The 18521-nt window shown below is 72.1% G+C and carries 18 protein-coding genes; 8 read left to right on the top strand and 10 right to left on the bottom strand.

The window, feature by feature from the left end; translation table 11 throughout:
• The first annotated feature begins 10 nt into the window (after window positions 1-10).
• Window positions 11-544, top strand: coding sequence for a PH domain-containing protein (locus AB0G15_RS39900; protein WP_362850553.1), 534 nt, complete (start codon window positions 11-13; stop codon window positions 542-544).
• On the top strand, window positions 541-2133 hold the full coding sequence (locus AB0G15_RS39895) for a PH domain-containing protein (RefSeq protein WP_362850550.1): 1593 nt from the start codon (window positions 541-543) through the stop codon (window positions 2131-2133). Before AB0G15_RS39900 ends, AB0G15_RS39895 begins: the two co-directional genes overlap by 4 nt.
• A 10-nt stretch (window positions 2134-2143) precedes the next feature.
• Here the strand turns inward: AB0G15_RS39895 and AB0G15_RS39890 are convergent, their stop codons facing one another.
• Window positions 2144-2578: an Rrf2 family transcriptional regulator gene (locus AB0G15_RS39890; RefSeq protein WP_362697299.1), complete on the bottom strand. Its 435-nt coding sequence runs from the start codon at window positions 2576-2578 to the stop codon at window positions 2144-2146.
• Between the two features lie 130 nt (window positions 2579-2708).
• On the opposite strand from AB0G15_RS39890, the gene AB0G15_RS39885 reads away from it, so the two are divergent.
• Both AB0G15_RS39885 and AB0G15_RS39880 read left to right on the top strand, forming a co-directional pair.
• Window positions 2709-3458 (top strand): SDR family oxidoreductase, encoded by a 750-nt coding sequence (locus tag AB0G15_RS39885; protein ID WP_362850549.1) that lies wholly within the window; start codon window positions 2709-2711, stop codon window positions 3456-3458.
• Window positions 3459-3597: 139 nt separating this feature from the next.
• Entirely contained in the window at window positions 3598-4266 is a 669-nt protein-coding gene (locus AB0G15_RS39880) for a phosphotransferase (RefSeq protein ID WP_362850547.1), read from the top strand.
• 154 nt (window positions 4267-4420) lie between these two features.
• Here AB0G15_RS39880 and AB0G15_RS39875 read toward each other — a convergent pair whose 3' ends face one another.
• From AB0G15_RS39875 to AB0G15_RS39865, 3 genes are all read right to left on the bottom strand, one after another.
• Window positions 4421-5392 carry a hypothetical protein gene (locus AB0G15_RS39875; RefSeq protein ID WP_362850545.1) on the bottom strand — a complete coding sequence of 324 codons (972 nt, stop codon included), beginning with the start codon at window positions 5390-5392 and terminating at the stop codon, window positions 4421-4423.
• 100 nt (window positions 5393-5492) lie between these two features.
• Window positions 5493-6392 (bottom strand): helix-turn-helix transcriptional regulator, encoded by a 900-nt coding sequence (locus AB0G15_RS39870; RefSeq protein ID WP_362850544.1) that lies wholly within the window; start codon window positions 6390-6392, stop codon window positions 5493-5495.
• 148 nt (window positions 6393-6540) lie between these two features.
• A complete protein-coding gene (locus tag AB0G15_RS39865; protein WP_362850543.1) occupies window positions 6541-8580 on the bottom strand; it encodes a cellulose binding domain-containing protein in 2040 nt (679 codons plus the stop codon).
• A gap of 317 nt (window positions 8581-8897) precedes the next feature.
• Between AB0G15_RS39865 and AB0G15_RS39860 the strand changes: the two genes are divergently transcribed.
• Window positions 8898-9731 carry an alpha/beta hydrolase gene (locus AB0G15_RS39860; RefSeq protein ID WP_362850541.1) on the top strand — a complete coding sequence of 278 codons (834 nt, stop codon included), beginning with the start codon at window positions 8898-8900 and terminating at the stop codon, window positions 9729-9731.
• Complete coding sequence (locus AB0G15_RS39855; RefSeq protein ID WP_362850539.1) at window positions 9724-10314, top strand: TetR-like C-terminal domain-containing protein; 591 nt, start codon at window positions 9724-9726, stop codon at window positions 10312-10314. Before AB0G15_RS39860 ends, AB0G15_RS39855 begins: the two co-directional genes overlap by 8 nt.
• Before the next feature lie 134 nt (window positions 10315-10448).
• Here the strand turns inward: AB0G15_RS39855 and AB0G15_RS39850 are convergent, their stop codons facing one another.
• The 3 genes from AB0G15_RS39850 to AB0G15_RS39840 all read right to left on the bottom strand — a co-directional run bounded on the left by AB0G15_RS39850 (window position 10449) and on the right by AB0G15_RS39840 (window position 14060).
• On the bottom strand, window positions 10449-12923 hold the full coding sequence (locus tag AB0G15_RS39850; RefSeq protein ID WP_362850538.1) for a DUF4132 domain-containing protein: 2475 nt from the start codon (window positions 12921-12923) through the stop codon (window positions 10449-10451).
• 1 nt (window position 12924) lies between these two features.
• Window positions 12925-13320, bottom strand: coding sequence for a hypothetical protein (locus tag AB0G15_RS39845; protein WP_362850536.1), 396 nt, complete (start codon window positions 13318-13320; stop codon window positions 12925-12927).
• A gap of 164 nt (window positions 13321-13484) precedes the next feature.
• The gene (locus AB0G15_RS39840) at window positions 13485-14060 is read right to left on the bottom strand and encodes a hypothetical protein (RefSeq protein WP_362850534.1); all 576 of its coding nucleotides are present in this window, start codon (window positions 14058-14060) and stop codon (window positions 13485-13487) included.
• Between the two features lie 384 nt (window positions 14061-14444).
• On the opposite strand from AB0G15_RS39840, the gene AB0G15_RS39835 reads away from it, so the two are divergent.
• The gene (locus AB0G15_RS39835) at window positions 14445-14840 is read left to right on the top strand and encodes a DUF3592 domain-containing protein (RefSeq protein ID WP_362850533.1); all 396 of its coding nucleotides are present in this window, start codon (window positions 14445-14447) and stop codon (window positions 14838-14840) included.
• 60 nt (window positions 14841-14900) lie between these two features.
• On the opposite strand, the gene AB0G15_RS39830 is transcribed toward AB0G15_RS39835, so the two are convergent.
• The 3 genes from AB0G15_RS39830 to AB0G15_RS39820 form a co-directional block, all read right to left on the bottom strand.
• Window positions 14901-15401: a DnaJ family domain-containing protein gene (locus AB0G15_RS39830; protein ID WP_362850531.1), complete on the bottom strand. Its 501-nt coding sequence runs from the start codon at window positions 15399-15401 to the stop codon at window positions 14901-14903.
• A gap of 180 nt (window positions 15402-15581) precedes the next feature.
• A complete protein-coding gene (locus AB0G15_RS39825) occupies window positions 15582-16682 on the bottom strand; it encodes a winged helix DNA-binding domain-containing protein (protein ID WP_362850529.1) in 1101 nt (366 codons plus the stop codon).
• A complete protein-coding gene (locus AB0G15_RS39820; protein WP_362850527.1) occupies window positions 16679-17662 on the bottom strand; it encodes an NADP-dependent oxidoreductase in 984 nt (327 codons plus the stop codon). The genes AB0G15_RS39825 and AB0G15_RS39820 overlap by 4 nt, the downstream gene beginning before the upstream one ends.
• A gap of 92 nt (window positions 17663-17754) precedes the next feature.
• Between AB0G15_RS39820 and AB0G15_RS39815 the strand changes: the two genes are divergently transcribed.
• Window positions 17755-18521, top strand: a 767-nt coding sequence (locus AB0G15_RS39815; RefSeq protein WP_362850526.1) for a YafY family protein, incomplete at its 3' end; no start/stop codon positions are given.

The raw sequence follows: 18521 nt of genomic DNA, 5'->3' as shown, positions 1-18521 counted from the left end.
GGTGAGCGGAATGAACACGGTGAACCCGGTCGCCGCCACGAGCCGGGAATTCTCCCCGGAAACGAGACTGCGGCCACCCCGCAACCGGTTGGAGCGCGGGGCGGTCGGCTGGTGGACGGTGAACGCGCTGCTCTTCGCCCTGCCGCCGGTGGTGGTGTCCGGGGCGCTGACCCTGTTCGTCCCGCCGGCCCGGTTCGTCTTCGGCCCGGCCACGGTCGTGATGGCGGTACTGGGTCTCGCCTACGTGCTGATCATGCCGGCGTGGCGTTACCGGGTGCACCGGTGGGAGGTGACCGAGGACGCGGTCTACACCCTCAGCGGTTGGCTGTGGCAGAGGTGGCGCGTCGCGCCGCTGTCTCGGGTGCAGACCGTCGACTCGCTGCGCGGGCCGGTGCAGCAGATGTTCGGCCTGACCGGCATCACGCTGACCACCGCATCGGCGGCGGGCGCGATCAAGATCAAGGGCTTGGACCACCGGCTGGCCGAGCGGCTGGTGGAGGAGCTGACCCAGGTCGTCCAGCGGCACCGGGGCGACGCGACGTGAGCGGGCCGAACGACGGCTGGCAGCGGCTGCACCCACGGTTGATCATCGTCGGCGCGAGTTGGTTCCTCGGTCCGCCGGCGACCATGGCGGTGTCCGTGGTGGCGGCGGGCGGAAAGGTGCCGCTGTCCGCCGCGATCACGTTGTCCACGTTCCTGGCGGTGTTCCTGGTGATGGCGTGCGTCCTGCTGTCGCGCTGGATCGGCACCCGGTACCGCATCACGAGCACCGCCGTGGAGATCCACTCCGGACTGGTGTTCCGCCGCCGCCGTTCCATCGCCGTCGATCGCATCCGCAGCGTCGACGTCACCGCCGACCCGGTGCACCGGCTGTTCGGTCTGGCCACCGTGCGGATCGGCACGGGGGCGCAGGCCGACTCCTCCGACAGCACCAGGCGGCTCGCGCTGGACGGTGTGACCCGCGCGCAGGCCGACGAACTGCGCACCCGGCTGCTGCGCCGGGCCTCCGCGGCGCCGGGCGGCGATCTCGGCGCGGTGACGATGGCGGAGATCGACTGGGCGTGGCTGAAGTACGGCCCGCTGACCATCTGGTCCATCGCCGGTGTGGGCGTCGCGCTGGGCGGTCTGTACCGGCTGCTGGAGTCGTTCGGGCTCAAGCCGTACGAGCTGGGCTTCGTCAAGGACGTCTACGGGTTCTTCGCGGGCATGTCGCCGTGGGCGGCGGTCCCGCTGCTGGTCGCCATCGTCGTCGGCCTCGGCTCGATCGGCTCCACCGCGGTGTTCGTCGAGTCCTGGTGGGGTTTCCGGCTGTCGCGAGAGGACGAGGCGTCGTTCCGGGTGCGGCGCGGCCTGCTGACCACCCGGTCGCTGACCGTCGAGCGGTCCCGGACGCGGGGCGCGCAGATCGCCGAGCCGCTCGCGCTGCGGCTGGTCGGCGCGGCGCGGACCAACGCCATGGCCGTCGGCCTGGGCACGAGCGAGGACCGGTCGACGTCGCCGAAGTCGGCGCTGCTGCCGCCCGCGCCGATCGGCCTGGCCCACTCCGTGGCCGCCCAGGTGCTGGGCCTGGACCGGTCGCCGCAGGAGGACGTCCACTGGCGCGAGCACCCGCGGGTGGCACTGCGGCGGCGGCTGCTCCGGGTGCCGCTGGTCGTGCTGCCGCCGGTGGCCGCGGTGTGGTCGCTCGGCCTGTGGCTGACCCCGGTGCTGGTGCACCTGGCGTGGATCGCGGGCGCGGCCTGCCTGCTCGCGGGCACCTGGTCGGCGTACGACGCCTACCGGAACCTGGGCCACGGCCTGTCCGGCGACTTCCTGGTCATCCGGTCGGGTACGTTCGCCCGCCGCGCGATCGCGCTGCGCCGGGACGGCGTCATCGGGTGGGAGGTCTCGCAGTCGCCGTTCCAGCGGCTCTCCGGGATCATCACGCTGTCGGCGGCGACGGCCGCCGGACGCAACGTCTACCGGGTGCGCGATGTCGCCCGGGCCGAGGGACTGGAGTTCGCGGAGCGGGCCGTGCCCGGCCTGCTGACAGGGTTGCTCGACGATCGTGAGAAGGGTGCTCAGGAGGCCGGGCCCGCCGTCGCGCGGTATCGCGCCCACCGCACCGGGCCCCCGCCCGAATCGACCACCTGAGGAGTCCGGGCTAGCGAGGTGCCGCGAGGACGTCCCGGAGGACGTCCTCCAGCGTGACCCGGGCCAGCTCGCGCCTCAGGGTCTCCTCGATGCCCTCGTAGATGCCCTGCATCGCCGGCTGGATGCCGTAACCCACCACGCACCCCTGGTCCGGGGTGGCGCGGTGCATCGCGAACAGCGGGCCGGGTTCCACCGCCTCGTACACGTCGAGCAGGGTCATCGACTCCAGATCGCGCGCCAGCGACCAGCCCGCGCCCACGCCCCGCCGGGACTCCACGAGCCCCGCCCTGCGCAGCTCGCCGAGCAGCCGCCTGATCACCACGGGATTGGTGTTCGCGCTGCCCGCGATCTGCTCGGACGTGGCGACCTCGTGGCCCTGGCGCTGGTAGAGGCTGATCCAGGCCAGCGCGTGGGCGGCGATGGTCAACTTGCTGTTGGCGCTCATGAACCCTCATCTCTCGGCCGCGACACCGTATGGTACGACCGCCCAGTCGTAACAACAAATGTTGCGACCATCGTGTCGTAACCATTAGTGTTACGACTGTTCGGACGGATCGATCAGTGAGGTGAGAAGAATGGACAAGCCGCTCACGGGCAAGGTCGCCCTGGTCACCGGGGGTTCCCGCGGGCTGGGAGCCGCGACCGTACGGCTGCTGGCCGAGCAGGGCGCCGACATCGCGTTCACCTACGTCAGCTCCGACGAGCGGGCGCGGGCCGTCGTCGAGGAGGTGCGCGCCAAGGGCGTGAAGGCCGTCGCCATCAAGTCCGACCAGGCGGACACGAGCGGGGCTCCGGCGCTGATCGACGAGGTGGTCGCGCACTTCGGCGGCCTGGACATACTCGTCAACAACGCGGCGATCTCGGTGAGCCACAGGGTGGACGACCCGGACGCCGACACCGCCGCGCTGGACCGGATGCACGCCACCAACTACCTCGGCGTGATCGCCGTCATCCGGGCCGCCTCCCGGGTGCTGCGCGCGGACGGCCGCATCATCACGGTGAGTTCCGGGCTGGGCTCCCGGGTCGGCCTCCCGGGCCTCGCCGACTACTCGGCGACCAAGTCGGGGGTCGAGAGGTACACCATGGGCGTCGCGCGAGACCTCGGGCCCCGGGGCATCACGGCCAACGTCGTGGAGGCCGGCCTGATGGAGAGCGGGATGGAACCGCCGGACCCCGAGACCCTCAAGGCCCTGGTCAGCTCGCTGTCCATGCAGCGCGTGGGCCGTCCCGAGGAGATCGCCGAGGCGATCGCCTTCCTGGCGAGCCCCGGCGCCTCGTACGTCACGGGCGCGGTGCTGGACGCCCACGGCGGCTACAACGCCTGAGCCGGGCCCCTGCCGCGCGCCCCGGAGGGGCCCGCGTGACCCCTGTAGGGGTCAGGATCCGGGCTGACCGCCAGATCGTGGAGTGAGGTCAGGTCGTGAGGCGGTTGCCGTTCGGGCGGTCGTGCGTGACGCTCTTGGTATGCGCATCGGTCCTCTGCTCGGCTCCGGCCGTACCGCGGATGTGTTCGCGATCGACGACGCGTGGGTGCTGCGCCGGTATCGGGACGGCGGTGACGCGTCCGCCGAGGTGGACGTGATGTCCTACGTCTCCGGCCGGGGATATCCGGCGCCGCGTGTCGGACCGGCCGCGGGCGGGGACCTGATCATGGAGCGGTTGTCCGGCCCGACCATGGTCGAGGGGCTCACGCAGGGCATGATCACTCTGGAGGAGGCCGGCACGGTCCTGGCGGGGCTGCTGCGTCGCCTGCACGCTCTCCCGGCGCGGGTCTCGGCAGACCCGGCGGATCGCGTCCTCCACCTCGACCTGCATCCGGAGAACGTGATGCTCACGCCCGGGGGGCCGGTGGTGATCGACTGGGCCAACGCCGAGGAGGGCCCGCCCGCGCTGGACTGGGGCGTGTCCGCCCTGATCCTGGCGGAGGTCGCGGTCGGCCCGCGGACCGAGGCGGCCATGGCCCGCACGACCCTGGCCTCCCTGCTCGCCGAGGCCGACCATGCGATCGACCTGGACGGGGCTCTGGCCATACGGGCCGCCAACCCGACGCTGAGCCTCGCCGAGAAACGACTCCTCGGCGAGGCCGTGGCGCTGGTGGGTTCCCTGCATCTCGCGGCTCGCCCCGGTGCCTGAACCGGTGCCTGAACCGGTGCCTGAACCCGCGACGGCCCCGCCGGAGACGCCGGCGGCCGGGGCCTGCGCCGCCCGGACCACGTGAGCGTGGACGCGGAGCGTCATGGACGCGCGTCGGCCCCCACCGGTCCCGGCCGGTCCCGGCGCTCTTCACCTACGGGTGGTCGCGCAGGCGCGCGCGCAGCAGGTTGGGGTCGGTGGCCGTGGTGTAGGCGGCGCTGAGCACGTAGACGTCATCGCCGCGCAGCGCGACGGAGGTGGGGTTCTGCAGGCCGTCGGCGGCGTCCAGAACGGTGGTGCCGGTGCCGTCGGACCGGACGCGCACGACCTTGTTGGGGGCGTTGAGGGCGGCGAGGATCTCGTCGCCGCGGCCGGTGAAGGCGAAATCGTCGATACCGACCATGCCCGACGCCTTGACCTGCGGCGTTCCCGCGCGGTTTCCGGAGCGGATCGGGATGCGCAGGAGGGTGCCCCGGTCGAGGTTGCTCACCCACAGCGCGCCACGGTGCACTTTCGCGCCGTTGGCTCCGAGGAAGCCGGCCGGGGCGAGTTCGGGAGCCGTGGACCACGCGACGGGTGTGCCGCCGGTGACGGGGACGGTCCACACGGTGCCGAGCACCGAGTCGGTGATGTAGAGCCGTTTGCCGTGCCCGTCCAGTGCCAGCCCGTTGGGCAGGCCGTTCGCGGGCAGCGCGGCGATGCGCCGCGGGGCCTTTCCGGGGCGCAGCCGCCACAGCCCGGTCAGATCGGCCGTGCCCGTCGCGTACAGCGTGTACACGGTGCCGTCCGAGGTGTGGACGATACCGGTGGTCAGGGGGAAACCGAGGACCGGCGTGTCGACTCCGCCGTCGGCGGGCGCGGGCAGTGTCGCCAGGACGCGCGTCCTGCCCTGGGGAGTGACCTGGGCCACCTGGCGGCCGGCGGCGAAGGTGACGTTCGCCGTGCCGTCGGGCAGCAGGGAGATGTTCTCCGGCATCTGGCCCGCCGAAAGGTCGAAGTGGGTGGCGATCCGCACATCTGTCAGCGGTCCCCCGGCGGCCGTCGCACCGGCCGGCGCGGTCGGCGTCAGGGCGGCCGCGGCCAGCAGGGCGGCCGACATAGTGATCTTGATGCTTCGCTTGGGCATGATTCCTTCACTGTTTTCCGGCATGCGGCAGCCGCGGTTCGGCGCCGTGGGTCAAGGGATGTCGTGGGGGCGTCGAGGGGGAGGTCGCGATCCCCTCGGGTCAGGTGGTGCGGGTTCCGGCGTCGTGGCGCGGCCGGTTCGCCTCCCGCGGCGCGGTGACGTGGGAGAGCAGGGTCAGGGCCGTCGCGGAGGGGGAACCGGGATCGGCCGTGGCCACCACCAGGGCCGGGCCGTTCCCCTGCGGGCTCTGCAGCGTCTGCTGGGTGACCGTCAGCGTCCCGACCAGGGGGTGGCGCATCTCGTAGTCGGCGACGTCACAGGCCAGGACCCGGTGATCGGCCCACATCGAGGCGAACTCCGGACTGCGCATGGTCAGCTCGCCGATCAGCCCGGCCAGCAGCGGATCGTCCGGGTGCCGCCCGGCCGTGAGACGCAGGTTGCCCACCACGGCCCTGGCCTTGGCGGGCCAGTCGGTGTACAGGTCGCGGGTGTGCGCGTCCAGGAACACCAGCCTGGCCATGTTCGGCCGCCGCTCCGGGACGCCGGGGCCGTCCGGGTCGAGATGGCCCGCGAACAGGCCGTGACCCTGACGGTTCCAGGCCAGGACGTCGCTGCGGCGGCCGACCACGATGGCGGGTGTGCTCCCGAAGGCCGCCAGCAAGGCGCTGGTCGCCGGGGTGACGCGTTCGGGACGCGGCCGGCTCGCGGGCCGGCCGCGTCTCGGCGCGCCGGCCAGGGCGTGCAGATGGGCACGCTCGGGCTCGTCCAGGCGCAGGGCGTTCGCTATGGCGTCGAGCACCTCGCGCGAGGCGTTGCGTGACTGGCCCTGCTCCAGGCGGGTGTAGTAGGGCGCGCTGATGCCCGCGAGCATCGCGAGCTCCTCCCGCCGCAGCCCGGGCACCCGGCGCCGCTCGCCGTAGGTCCGCAACCCGACGTCTTCGGGTCGCAGCAGGCCACGGCGTGCCTGGAGGAAGTCGGCGAGGTGCCCGTGCTCGGTCATGAAGCCAAGTATGCGTACCGCCGGCGAACCGCGCCTCACCCCGTCGGGGTAGGGATCCGCGGGGTCCGGCTCCCCGGGCCCCGGCCTTCGGGACCCGCGTGCCGGGCGACGGTCCGTGGGCCGTCGCCCGGTCCGGCGGCGGTAACCGTCACCTGGTCGTGCAGACGGTCCCGTTGAGGGTGAAGACGGCGGGCAGCGTGTTCGGGCCGCTGTAGTTGCCGACGAAGCCGATCGTGGCCGACGCGCCCGTGGGCAGCGAGCCGTTGCCGGAGTCGTTGACGACCCTGACGTCCTGCCCGTCCTGCGTCCAGACGGCGCCCCAGCCGCTGCCCAGGCTCTGCCACGTCCTGGGCCAGCCGAAGTTCAGGGTCCAGCCGTCGATCGGCGCGCCGTCGTTGGTGATCTCGATGGCGCCGACGTAGCCGCTGGCCCAGTCGGACTGCTTGGTCAGGCGTACCGAGCACGAGCTGGAGGCGGGCGTGCCGGTCGTGAACGTCAGCGGCGCGGAGGGCGACGAGACGCCGCCGCCGCCGTCCCGGGCGATCACGTTGACCGTGTGGCGCGTGCCCGGCTTCAGGTTGTCCACGGTCAACGAGGTGCCGGTGGTCTCGCCGATCTGCTCGCTGACGGCTCCGTTCTGGCGGTGGATCTCGTACTTCACGATCGGGCGCGCGCCGGCGGGGGCGGCGGGCCAGGAGATGGTGGCGGTCCTGTCCGTCACGGCGGAGGCCGTGGGCTGTCCGGGCACGCCCGGCAGGCCGGTCTGGGCGGAGGCGGGACGCAGGACGACCGTGGTCAGCGAGAGCGGTGGCAGCGTCCGGCCGGTCGCGCTGCCCGTGGTCGACGTGGTGATGCTCGTGGCGCCGTTGGTGTGGGTCAGCACGGTGGGAGCCCCGGACGCCGGGCTGAAGCCCGAGTAGCCGATCGTGACGGGGTAGGACGTGTCGGACGAGGTGTTGATCAGCAGGACGGCCAGGTCGCCGTCGGGGCGGCGTACGGCGTGCGCGACGACCTTCGCCTGGTCGGTCGCGGCCCGGATGAACCGGTCGCCGGGGCGGGCGAACCTGCTCACCATCTGGAGGGCGTAGTACGGCGCGAAGGGCGTGTTCGCCGACGGCTCGCAGACGCTGCCGTCGGAGGTGCACGTCCCGCTCGACAGCAGGCCGAAGTCGCCGTAGTCGGTGTGTCCCTCGACCTGCGTGACGTTGCCGATGCCGTTGTGGACGTTCCACCAGTCGACCGTGAACACCCCGTTGGCCAGCAGCGTCGCGTAGGCGTCGGCGGCGGCCAGCGCGCCGGGCTGCGTCGTCGCGCCGTTGCTGTTCGACCCGGTGTTGAACTCGGTCATCGCGATGCCGATCCGCTCGGAGCCGGTGCCCACGTGCTTCGCGATCTGCTGACGGGTGAGGTGGATCATGTCGGGGACGTGCGCGGCCCTGTCGAAGGCGCCGGGGTACCAGTGCAGGATCACGAAGTCGATCTTCGATCCGGCGGTCGACAGGACGACGTCGTTCCAGGTCCCGGCGTCGCCCTCGGCGACTATCCCGTCGGGCCAGTTGGCCGGCGTGGTCAGCACCGCGCCGATCTTGATGGTCGGGTCGACGGCCTTCATCGCGTCGGAGTAGGCCACGACGTGGCGCGCGTACTCGGCAGGGCTCTTGTCGGCGTGGTCGTCCGCCTCCCAGGCGGCACCGTAGTGGCCGTTGCCGTAGTTCTCGTTGCCGATCTCCCAGTACTTGACGCCGTAGCCCTTGGTGACGTTGGCGTGCCGCACCCAGGCCGCGGCCTCCTGCGCCGTGCCGGTGCCGTAGTTGGCGGTCACCATCGGCTGCGCGCCGGTGCGTCGCACGCCGCGCATGAAGGTGTCGAAGTCGGTGTCGGGGGCGACGTAGCCGCCGGGGGCGGTGTGGTCGGCCCAGTGGTAGATGTCGGAGTACGAGCCGCCGGGATAGCGCAGCAGCTTCATGCCCGCGTCCTTGAGCAGGTCGGCGGTCTCGTCGGTGCCCAGACGGCTGTCCCAGATCGCGTGGTTGGTACCGATGCCGGTCTCGGGGACGGTGGCGAGCGCGGCGCGGGCGTTGACGGTCACGGAGACCGGGGCGACCTCGTCGGCGTGCGCCGCGGGGACGGTGAGGACGGCCAGCGTCAGCAGAAGGGCGGACGCTGCCCGTAACGGAGTTCTCGGCATCGGTGTACCTCGCAACGGATAGTGACGTTCACTCGACACCCCCTCCCTGACCCGGAGGCAACATGATCGTCAGCGGTCGTCTCCCGTCCGTCAACCGGCCGTGAAACTTTCAGCCGGGGATCGGCGGAGTGGCGTGGTCCGGACGTACGGCGGAGCGGCGTCGGGCCGCCGCCCGGACGCCTCCGGGGGTCGCGGGGGTGCTCGGCGGCGGACGTGGAGAAGCCGGCATGTGCTCCGGAGGTTGACTCGTTAGCTAAACCTGATAGCTTTTAGCTAACGAGATTAGCAAGGCGTTGACGAGCCCCTTGGAGGTAGCCATGACCGAGTTCCTGAACGTCGACGGTGGGACCATCGCTTACGAGGTGACCGGCACCGCCGGCCCGCTGGTGGTGCTCGCCCACGGCATGGGCGACAGCCGCGAGGCCTACCGGTTCCTCGCCCCCGCCCTGGTGGAGGCCGGGTACCGGGTCGCCGCGACGGACCTGCGCGGCCACGGTGAGTCCAGCGTCGGGTGGGCGTCCTACACCCGCACCGCCCTCGCCGGTGACCTGATCGCCCTGGTGCGCCACCTCGGCGGGCCGGCGGTGCTCGTCGGGCACTCCATCTCCGGCGGCGCGGCCACGATCGCCGCGGCCAAGGCCCCGGAACTGGTCACCGCGCTGGTCGAGCTCGCGCCCTTCACCCGCAAGCAGCAGGTCCGGCTCGGTGACCTGCGGGTGGCCGCCTACCGCCGCGGGATGACCCACCTGATGGGCACCACCGTCCTGGGCAGCACCCGGCAGTGGGCCAAGTACCTGGACCTCGCCTACCCCGGCGTCAAGCCGGCCGACTGGGACGTGCGCATGAAGCAGATCACCGCGATGCTGCGGGAGCCGGGCCGGATGAAGGTCCTGCAGGCGATGGGCAAGATCTCACCCGCCGACGCCGGTGAGCAGCTGGGCAACGTCACCTGCCCGGTTCTCGTCGTCCAGGGCGGCCTCGACCCCGACTGGACCTCACCTCGCGCCGAGGGCGAGGCGATCGTCGCGGGCCTGCCGGCCGGACTGGGCCGGCTGGAGATGATCGACGGCGCCGGCCACTACCCGCACGTCCAGTACTCCCAGCAGACCCTCGCCGCGATCCTGCGCTTCCTGGGCGGCGTCCGTGCCTAGGGCGGGCCTGAACGCGGCCACGATCGCCGCGGCCGGCGCCGCGCTCGCCGACGAGATCGGCTTCACCGAGCTGACCATGGGCCGGCTGGCCGAGCGGGTCGGAGTGCGCACCCCGTCGCTGTACAAACACATCGCCGGCCAGGCCGAACTCAACCGGCAGATCGCGGCGCTCACCCTCACCGAAGCCGCCGACACGCTCGGCACGGCCACCCAGGGCCGCGCCGGACGGGACGCCCTGACCGCCGCGGCCCGCGCGATGCGTGACTTCGTCCTCGCCCACCCCAGCCGTTACGCGGCCACCATCGGCATCACCCCGACCGGCCCGGACGACCCGATCGCGGTCGCCGAGAGGCGAGGACTCGGCCCCTTCGAGGCGGTACTGCGGGGGTACGACATCGCCCCGCAGGAGATACCCCACGCGCTACGCGCGCTGCGCAGCATCTTCCACGGCTTCGCCACCCTGCAGGCCGCCAACGGATTCCAGTTGCCGGCCGACATCGACGAGAGCTTCGAATGGCTCATCGACTTCGTCGACCGCGGCCTGCGCTCCGCGTCGATCCCCGGCCTCGCCGATCACCGGTAGACCACCCGCTCCGGCGAACCGTCGCCCCCTCCTCTCCGCACCGGCCGGAATCCGCACCGGCCGGAAGTGGAAACCGCCGCTGATCCGGTACTCACCATTGTCATCGGCATCGGCGCCACCCCGCCGAGGCGCGTTCAGACGCCGAGCTGACGGGTGATCGACGGGTCGGTGACGGCGGTGTCGGCGGCGAGCAGGAAGGCCTTGGACAGGATGACCGAGAGCATGCCGCCGTCCTCCTCGAAGGGCAGGAAGACGGACGCGGCGTCGCGGTCGTGCCCGGGGACGACGCACAGGTAGGCGTCGTTGGGCTCCATGAGGATGTTGCCCGACCCCAGGTGGATCTTGTAGGTCCGCAGGTCGCCGCGTACGCGCAGGAACCGGTCGGTCAGCTCCGCCCGGTCGGCGATCCTCAGCCGGGGCAGCAGCCGGGCCAGCGCGTCGCGCCGGGTTCTGGCGGTCTCGGTGAGCTCGCCGAACCCAAAGGAGCGCCAGTAGTCCTCGTGCCCGGCCACCGCCAGCCGGTCGAGGCCCAGGGAGGCGACGCCCGCGGCCAGGTCGGCGTCGCGCAGCACCTCCGACAACACCAGCGGGGGCACCTCGGCCAGCGCGATCCGGTCGCCTGCCGGGTCGTGGCCGGAGAGCTCCCCCTGTCCGGCCCGGTGGAAGGTGATCTCCTCGGTGGCGCAGAAGGAGGCGGTGTCCCACCCGTCGGCGGCCGGGTCGCCGACCACGTGCATGCCCCAGCGGGCCCGCCAGCCGGACAGCTCCCTGACCGCCTCGCCCTGGTCGCCGCCGCACTCGTAGTCCCAGTGACCGATGGACAGGCCGGTCCAGCCGCGCTGGTTCAGCAGCGTCTTGGCCTGGCCGTAGCGGAGCACGTGCCCGGAGAAGCGGGCCGAGTGGGTGCGGGCGCGCTCCTCGGCCGGGGTCAGCAGGTAGACCTCGCGGAACACCTGCTTGTACGGCTGGCGGATCCCGTGCTCCAGCAGGTGGTCGCGCCAGGCCCGCACCTCCTCGGCGGCCGCGTGGATCGGATGCCAGAGCCCGACGGGGGTGTCGGGCTCCGGCCGGACGCGGTGCCCTCGCGGGTCGGACAGTTCCCAGCCCGCCTCGGTCCTGACCGGCAGCCCTGCCGAGCCCGGCGAGACCTGCCAGATCAGGGCGCGGGCGTACCGGCCGGTGACCGGATGATCGAGGAAGAACTCGGTCACCTCCCGCCAGCTCCACCCGCGTTCCTTGATCAGCGCCTGCTCCAGCCGGAACCGTTCGGCCGCGAGCGCCTGCCTGAGCTCCTTCAGGGTGATCCTGAGCTCGGCCAGCGCCGGGTCCTTGCGGATGGCCTGCGGGGCCGACTTGACGGTCCTGCCCGACGGGTTGACGAACCGCAGCGCGGGGCCGTCGGCGCACAGCCGTACGAGGTAGTCGCCGATCCGCTCCTCCCTGACCCCGTCCGGGCCGAGGCCGAAGGCCGGTACGGTGCGGTCCACCAGCTGCTCGCGGCTCAGCCCCGCCTGCGCGGCCACCTCGTCCAGGGTGAGCGCCACGTTCTTCAGCACGGAGCGGGCACGGACCTTGGCCTGGACACGGGCCAGCGGCACGATCGCCGCCATCCCGCCGCGGCGGGCCAGCGCGCCGACGGCGGTGTTGGTGAGCCTCTCGCTGCGGCAGGTGGAGCCCATCCCGTTGCTCCCGGTGCCGCAGTTCAGCGCGACGTCACCGAGGAGCGAGGTCACCCACCGTTCCTCGATCACCTCACACGTCCAGATCGCGCCGCGCATCGGCACGATGGTGCGCTCGTCCAGGAAGACGGTCTCCCTCCACTCGTGATCACCGCTGCCCCGGGTGATCTTTCGCTCCCGGTGGGCCGCCAGCCGGGTGAGGATCTCCCGGACCAGGGCGTCCGTGCCGGGGGTGAGCAGCGCCCTGGCGGTCCTGAGCCACTTCGCGCTCGGTCTGGTGGACCGGGCGGTGTTCCAGTGGCGCAGCAGCGGCAGGACCGCGGGGTCCGCCAGGCGCGGTCCGTACTCCTCGGCCAGCAGCCGGGCGAAGGGGTCGCACTCCCAGATGATGTTCCGTACCACGCCGGCCGGACCGTGCTCGGCCGGCTCGACCAGCAGCTCGTCGAGCTGCCCGGACAGCGCCTCCCGCACCTGCCCGGCCCGCGCGTCCCACGCCGGCATCCGGAACGGGGGGCGCGGGGGCGGCACCCGCAGCCATCCGATGATCTCGCGGCGCTCCTGGAAGCCGAAGCGGCGCGTCGCCGCGAGCGGGAGCCGGAAGATCTCCTCGTAGCGGGTGTGGCCCCGGGCGACCATCTGCTGCGCCCTGTGCGCGAGAACGCGCGCGTCCCCGGGTGTCCAGTCGATGTCGCGCTCGGCCACCGAGCGGATCAGCCGCAGGACGCGCTCGTCGTGATCGTGACCTCCGCCCTGTCCCAGGCTCAGCTTCAGCTGCGCCCAGTGCCCGTACTCCCGCCAGTCGACGTCCGGACCGGGCCGCAGGCCCTGCGCGAAGAGCGCCTCGAAGCGGCGGTACCTCTCCACGGTCTCCTCGTCCAGGTATCCGGTCAGGTGGCTGTAGGCGCGGTTGACGTCGTCGACTTCGGTCATGTCAGCCGCCGACCAGCGGGACGAGCTTGATGAACGACACCACCGGGTCGGCGGTCAGGTCGATCGTCTCGGACAGGTCGTCGATCTGCCGCTCCCCGACCAGCAGCACGAACCCGTTGCGCTGGAACGCCCGCTCGGCGATGTCCGCCTGCCTCTCCCAGTCGACGCGCCGCCTGACGCCGCCCGTCCGGTAGCCGTTCAGTTCCACCTCGGCGTCCACGGGACGGACCAGGCCGTTGAACCGGGCGGAGGGCTCGGCGTTGAACCGGGCGACCTCCTCGCGGACGCGCAGCCGTACGAGCTCACGCGCCGAGATGCTCTCCGGAAGATCGGGAAGAGCGAACTCGTGCAGCGGTTTTCCCGTTGCCGTCTCGTCGCGAAAGGTGACCGTCGCCATCCCGCAGCTCCATGGATCGGTGGAAACAATGCAGGGCAATCGATATCAGGTAGAGCCGACAGATCTTGCCCCGTGACGGGCCTCGCGGCCGGTGATCGCGCCGGAGAATGGCTACTTTTCCGCTCAGCGAGCGAAGATCGCGCGTTCCGGTTCGGGAGGACCGGTTACCAACCGTCCCAGTTCCGGCAACCCCACCAGGGACCGGTGAGGTGTCTGAGGCCGTACTCGTGGTCCTCGGGCCGCGGCCGGCCCTCGGGCATCCAGACGAAGCACCTCGTCGAGGCGAAGGGCCAGTCGACCAGATCGAGCCGGACGCCGCGGGGGATGCCCTCGCCCTCGATCACGTCGGGCCCGCAGACCCGGTACAGCCCCGCCCACGCGCAGTCGAGACCGGTACGCTCGCCGCCGGCGAGGACTCCCTTCGCGTACTGCTCCATGCCGGACCGGGACAGGGCGAACCGCGCGGAGAAGGAGACGTCCAGGTGGATGGCGGCCCACACGCAGAGGACGACGAACGGCGCGAGCAACCAGCGCGACGGCTCGGCCCGTGGCGTTCCAGCCCTTCCTGCGAGGGCCATGAGCAGGCGAACAAGCCAGTACAGACCTAGAGGGATCCAGACGAAAAATCCGAAAACCGTTCCCTCGAAGTACGGGAAGGGCACGCTGGACCAGGAGAGATTGAGGAACGCCGCGACCCCGACGGCGGCGAGGAACCACCGCCCCGGTGGTGTGCCGGTCATCACAGCCTCACTCCAACGACGATACGGGAAGCCTCGTCGCCGTCCAAAACGAGATCTTCTCGAAAACCGTAACGCTTCCGGAAAGCGCGGCGCCATTGAAAGCGCGGCTGAAAGCACGGCGCTTTTCGAGAACGCGTGCTTTTCGAAAACGCGACGCCATTGCCGGAGGGGTCCGCTTCGGGGAACGACGGACACCGCGTCCCCGTTGAACGATCAGAACGTCGCCTGCACGCGGAGGGGACCTGCATGAGGCGATCCACCAAGCGGAAGCGTGGACCTGGTCCGCGGAACCAGGTGAGATACGTGCCGGTTCGGCGGGAACGTCCGCGTCGTTGGGCCAGCCGATGGCGTGACAGGTCCTGGGCGACGCCGAGAGGCAGGGCGGTGGTGACCCTGCTGGCGGCCCTGGTCATGCTCGTTCTCGGCGGGTGGCAGGTCGCTCATCTCCTCGCGGTGAAGGACATCCTGCGGCACGGGGTCCCGACGGTGGCGACCGTCACCGACGTGCAGCGGCGCCTCAAGTCGCCTCTCGGCGACCGCGTCGTCGTCGAGTTCACCTCTCTCGGCGATCATCGGGTCGTCGCCGAGGTGAGCGAGTTCGGCTGGTCCCCACTCCCGGAACGGGGGGACCAGGTCCAGATCACCTACCGGGCCGGCGATCCGGAGAGTGTGGTGGGGACAGGTGTCGAAACGGATCACCTTCCTTTCCTCGCCGCCCTGGCGGGAGCGTTCGCCGTCGTCCTGACGTGGGACGGGCTCAGAAGGTGGCTCGACTCGTAACCTTCCGGCCGGCGAAGGGCCGACTCGGGGAAGGTCCGGAGCGTGCCGGGCCGGCAGCGATCAGCCGTGCCCTTTCCGCCGGAGGAACCGGAGCCGGAGGAACCGGAGGAAGGAGCGCCTCTCGCGAGGCGGTCCGGGGGCGGGGGCGGGCTTCTCCTCGACCGGATGACGGGCCCGCCAGTCGGCGACGACCTCCTCCACGTCGATGAGCGGCTGGAGAAGCGGCGGGCCGGACAGGGGCTTTCCGTAGCTCTCGCGGATCCTGTCGTTCATGTCGCCGACGATCTTGCGAGCCTCGGCCTCCGTGCGCGCTCCCACCGCCGCCGCCAGGGACTCCTCGGCCTCCTTGCGCAGCGCGAGCGTTCCCGGCAGCGGGAAGGTCAGGTTCTCCTCAAGCATCTTCTGCTTGATCCACCACATCTCGTCCTGCGGCTTCCCCTCGCCGGGCAGGGGCTTGCCCGCGCCCGGCAGGTTGTCGAACTCCCCGCGCTCGGTGGCCTCGCGGATCTGCCGGTCGATCCACGTCTCGAAGCTGACTCCCGGTGGCTTGCGTTCCGTCACGAATCTCACCTCTCGCGCCGCGGCCGACATCACCTTCGAGGATAAGGAGGAGGGTGCGGCGAGAGACGTACGGGTGCGGACGGCGACCACGGTCACCCGGGCCGGCCTGGAGGTCGCGCGGACGGTCGCGGGAGCGCCCCGGCAGCGCCCCGGCGGCGGAGCAGGCACCTGGGCCGGTGCTCAGGACGGCCCGATCGCGATCGGGTCGCCGCAGGACACGTTCTCGCCCCCCACGAACGGCAGCAGGCGCTCCGCCTCCTGCTCCAGGGCCGCCCGATCGGTCGCGGACAGCGGGCGGAACGGGGCCAGGCGCAGGGTGCCGCCTTCGAGGGACCAGCTTCCGTGCACGTGGCCGTCCACGAGGAAGGTGGGCCGTACCTGTGCGTGGCCGGGCATCACGCGCTTGCGGTCCTCGTGGCCGATGACGCGGGTCCGGTCGGCGTGGCCGAGCAGGGCGTTGTCGAAGGCGGGCAGCAGCCGCACGGGCGCGGGCGTGTCGGGATCGGGCAGTTCCGCGTCGGCCAGGTCGATCAGTTCCCTGCCGTCGGGGCCGCGGTAGTGGCGCAGTTCGGCGCGCATGCCGGAGACGACCTCGCCGAGGCGGGTCAGCCCGGACCAGGCCTGTACGTCCATGGTTCCGGCCGGGCCGAACGCCGCCAGGTAGCGGCGGATCAGATCCTTGACGGTCGCGGGGGCCATGGGCCGGCCGAGCCAGGTCTCGGCGGGCGTGACGGAGACGGCCGACCGGTTGCCCCAGGAGCCCCACGCGCCGGTGGCCGGGCTGTGGACGAGGGGGACTCTGAGCTCGACCTCTCCGGCGAGGACGCGCCCGTCGCGGCCCGGGTGGCGTTCGGCCAGCCGCCGGGCCAGCTCCTTTCGCGGTGTCGTCCCGCCCGCCAGCAGCCCGAGCCCGGTGGAGACCAGCGAGGCGGTGTCCAGGCCCGCGCTGTTGCGGGCGAAGTACGCCGAGCGGGCGGTGCGGTCGAGCACGGGCTGCAGCAGCGGCCGCAGCCGGCGGAAGTCGTCGGCCGCGGCGAGGTGCTGGGTGCTGCGGAGCAGGCCGGAACGGACCACCTTCCGATCCCGCAGCAGCGTGGTGAGCTGGGAGTGGGTGAAGTCGTGGATCCTGCTCCACAGCCCGACGTAGGGCCAGTTGGGCTCCTGCGCCTGCAGCGCGACCAGGCGCCCGATCACCTCCAGCGGGGGGCGATCGGTGCGGGCCAGCAGGAACTGGCGGTCCAGCAGGGCCCGGTTAAGGGCCCTGACCGAGAGGGCCGTCACGACAGCCGCACCGAGACGTTGCCCCGGTAGGACCCCTGGAGCAGGGACAGGAACGCCTGCGGCACGTCCTCGATCCCGCCCTTGACGACCGTCTGCGGGTAGACGAAGCGGCCCTCGCCCAGCCAGGTGCCGAAGTGCTCCCACCAGGCGGCGACCTGGTCGGGGGTGTGGTGGCAGGAGAACGGCAGCAGCTCGACGCCCCGGGCCCGGGCCGCCGCACGGTCGGGCTCGGGGAAGCGCTCCGCCGCGTCGCCGAGCTGGCTGGACAGCGAGCCGCACAGCGCGAAGCGGGCGCCGGGCCTGGCCACCTGCAGCGCGGCCTGATACTGCTCGCCGCCGACGACGTCGAAGAACACCGAGATGCCCTCGGGCGCGAGCTCCCGGAGCCGGTCGGCCGCCGAGCCGTCGTGATAGTCGAACGCGGCGTCGTAGCCGAGCTCGTTCACCAGGTAGTCGACCTTGGCCGGGCTGCCGGCGCTGCCGATCACCCGCGCCGCGCCCAGGCACCTGGCGATCTGCCCGGCCAGCGAGCCGACCCCGCCCGCCGCGCCGGAGACGAACACCACGTCGCCCTCGCCGACGCCCGCCACGTCGGCCATCCCGTAGTAGGCGGTCGGCCCCTGACCGAGGTGGTGGCCGGGGTCCGCGCCGGGGTCGAGCCTGGTGTACCGGGCGGCCGGGCCAGCCGAGTACTCGCTCCAGCCGGTCATCGACGTGACCAGGTCACCGACCGCGAGCTCAGGGCTGTCGGACCGGACGACGGTACCGACGGCGGCCACGCCCACCCGCCGGCCCGGCTGCCAGGCCGGTACCGGGATGGTGCAGTCCGCGCGCATCAACTCCAGGTAGGTCGCGGCGAGCCCTATCTGGTCGGTGCGCACCAGGACCTCGCCGTCCACCTCGGTCGTGGCGACGGTGAAGTGGTCGAGTGCCGGTGCGCCGGCGATCTGCGCGGCCAGCCGGATCTCACGAGTGATCATTTTTTGGTTCCTTGCGTCGGTACGGCCTTCGAGATCGACTCTAGGGAGGCTTCCGGTCACTTTCTGACCGGAAGTCGGGTGAGGATGGCAATATGGCGAACACCAGCTCACGGACCCTCAGACTGCTCTCGCTGCTGCAGACCCACCGCCACTGGCCCGGCGTGGAACTGGCCGACCGGCTCGAAGTGTCCGAGCGGACCCTGCGCCGCGACGTCGACCGGCTGCGCGAGCTCGGCTACCCGGTCAGCGCGTCCCGGGGTACGGACGGCGGCTACCAGCTCGCGCCCGGCGGCGTCCTGCCGCCGCTGCTGCTGGACGACGAGGAGGCGGTGGCCCTCGCTGTGGGCATCGGGGACGCGGCGCAGAGCGGGATCGCCGGGATGCAGGAGGTGTCGCTGCGCGCGCTCACCAAGGTGGTCCGGGTCCTGCCGCCCCGGCTGCGGGCCAGGGTGGACGCCCTGCGAGCGATGACCTTCTCCGTCGCGGCGTCCGGTCCGGTCGTCGCGGCGGGGGTGCTCACCGCGGTCGCCCAGGCCTGCCGGGACCGGGAGCGGCTGCGGTTCGGCTACACGGCCAGGGGCTCCGCGCCCACCGGCCGCGAGGTCGAGCCGCACCGCGTGGTCGCGCTCGGCGGGCGCTGGTACCTGGTCGCCTACGACCTGACCCGGCACGACTGGCGCAGCTTCCGCCTCGACAGGATGATCGAGCCGGCCGCGACCGGCACGCGCTTCCGGCCGCGTCAGCTCCCGGCCGAGGACGCCGCGGCCTTCGTCCGGGCGGCGAGCGGAGCCCCGGCCCCGTACCGGGTCGAGGCGCTCGTCCACGCCCCCGCGACCCGGGTACGGCAGGCGGTCGGGCA

Source organism: Streptosporangium sp. NPDC023825 (assembly GCF_040639575.1).
In the GTDB taxonomy this organism is placed as follows: domain Bacteria; phylum Actinomycetota; class Actinomycetes; order Streptosporangiales; family Streptosporangiaceae; genus Streptosporangium.
This window is presented reverse-complemented; position numbering and strand designations above follow the sequence as displayed.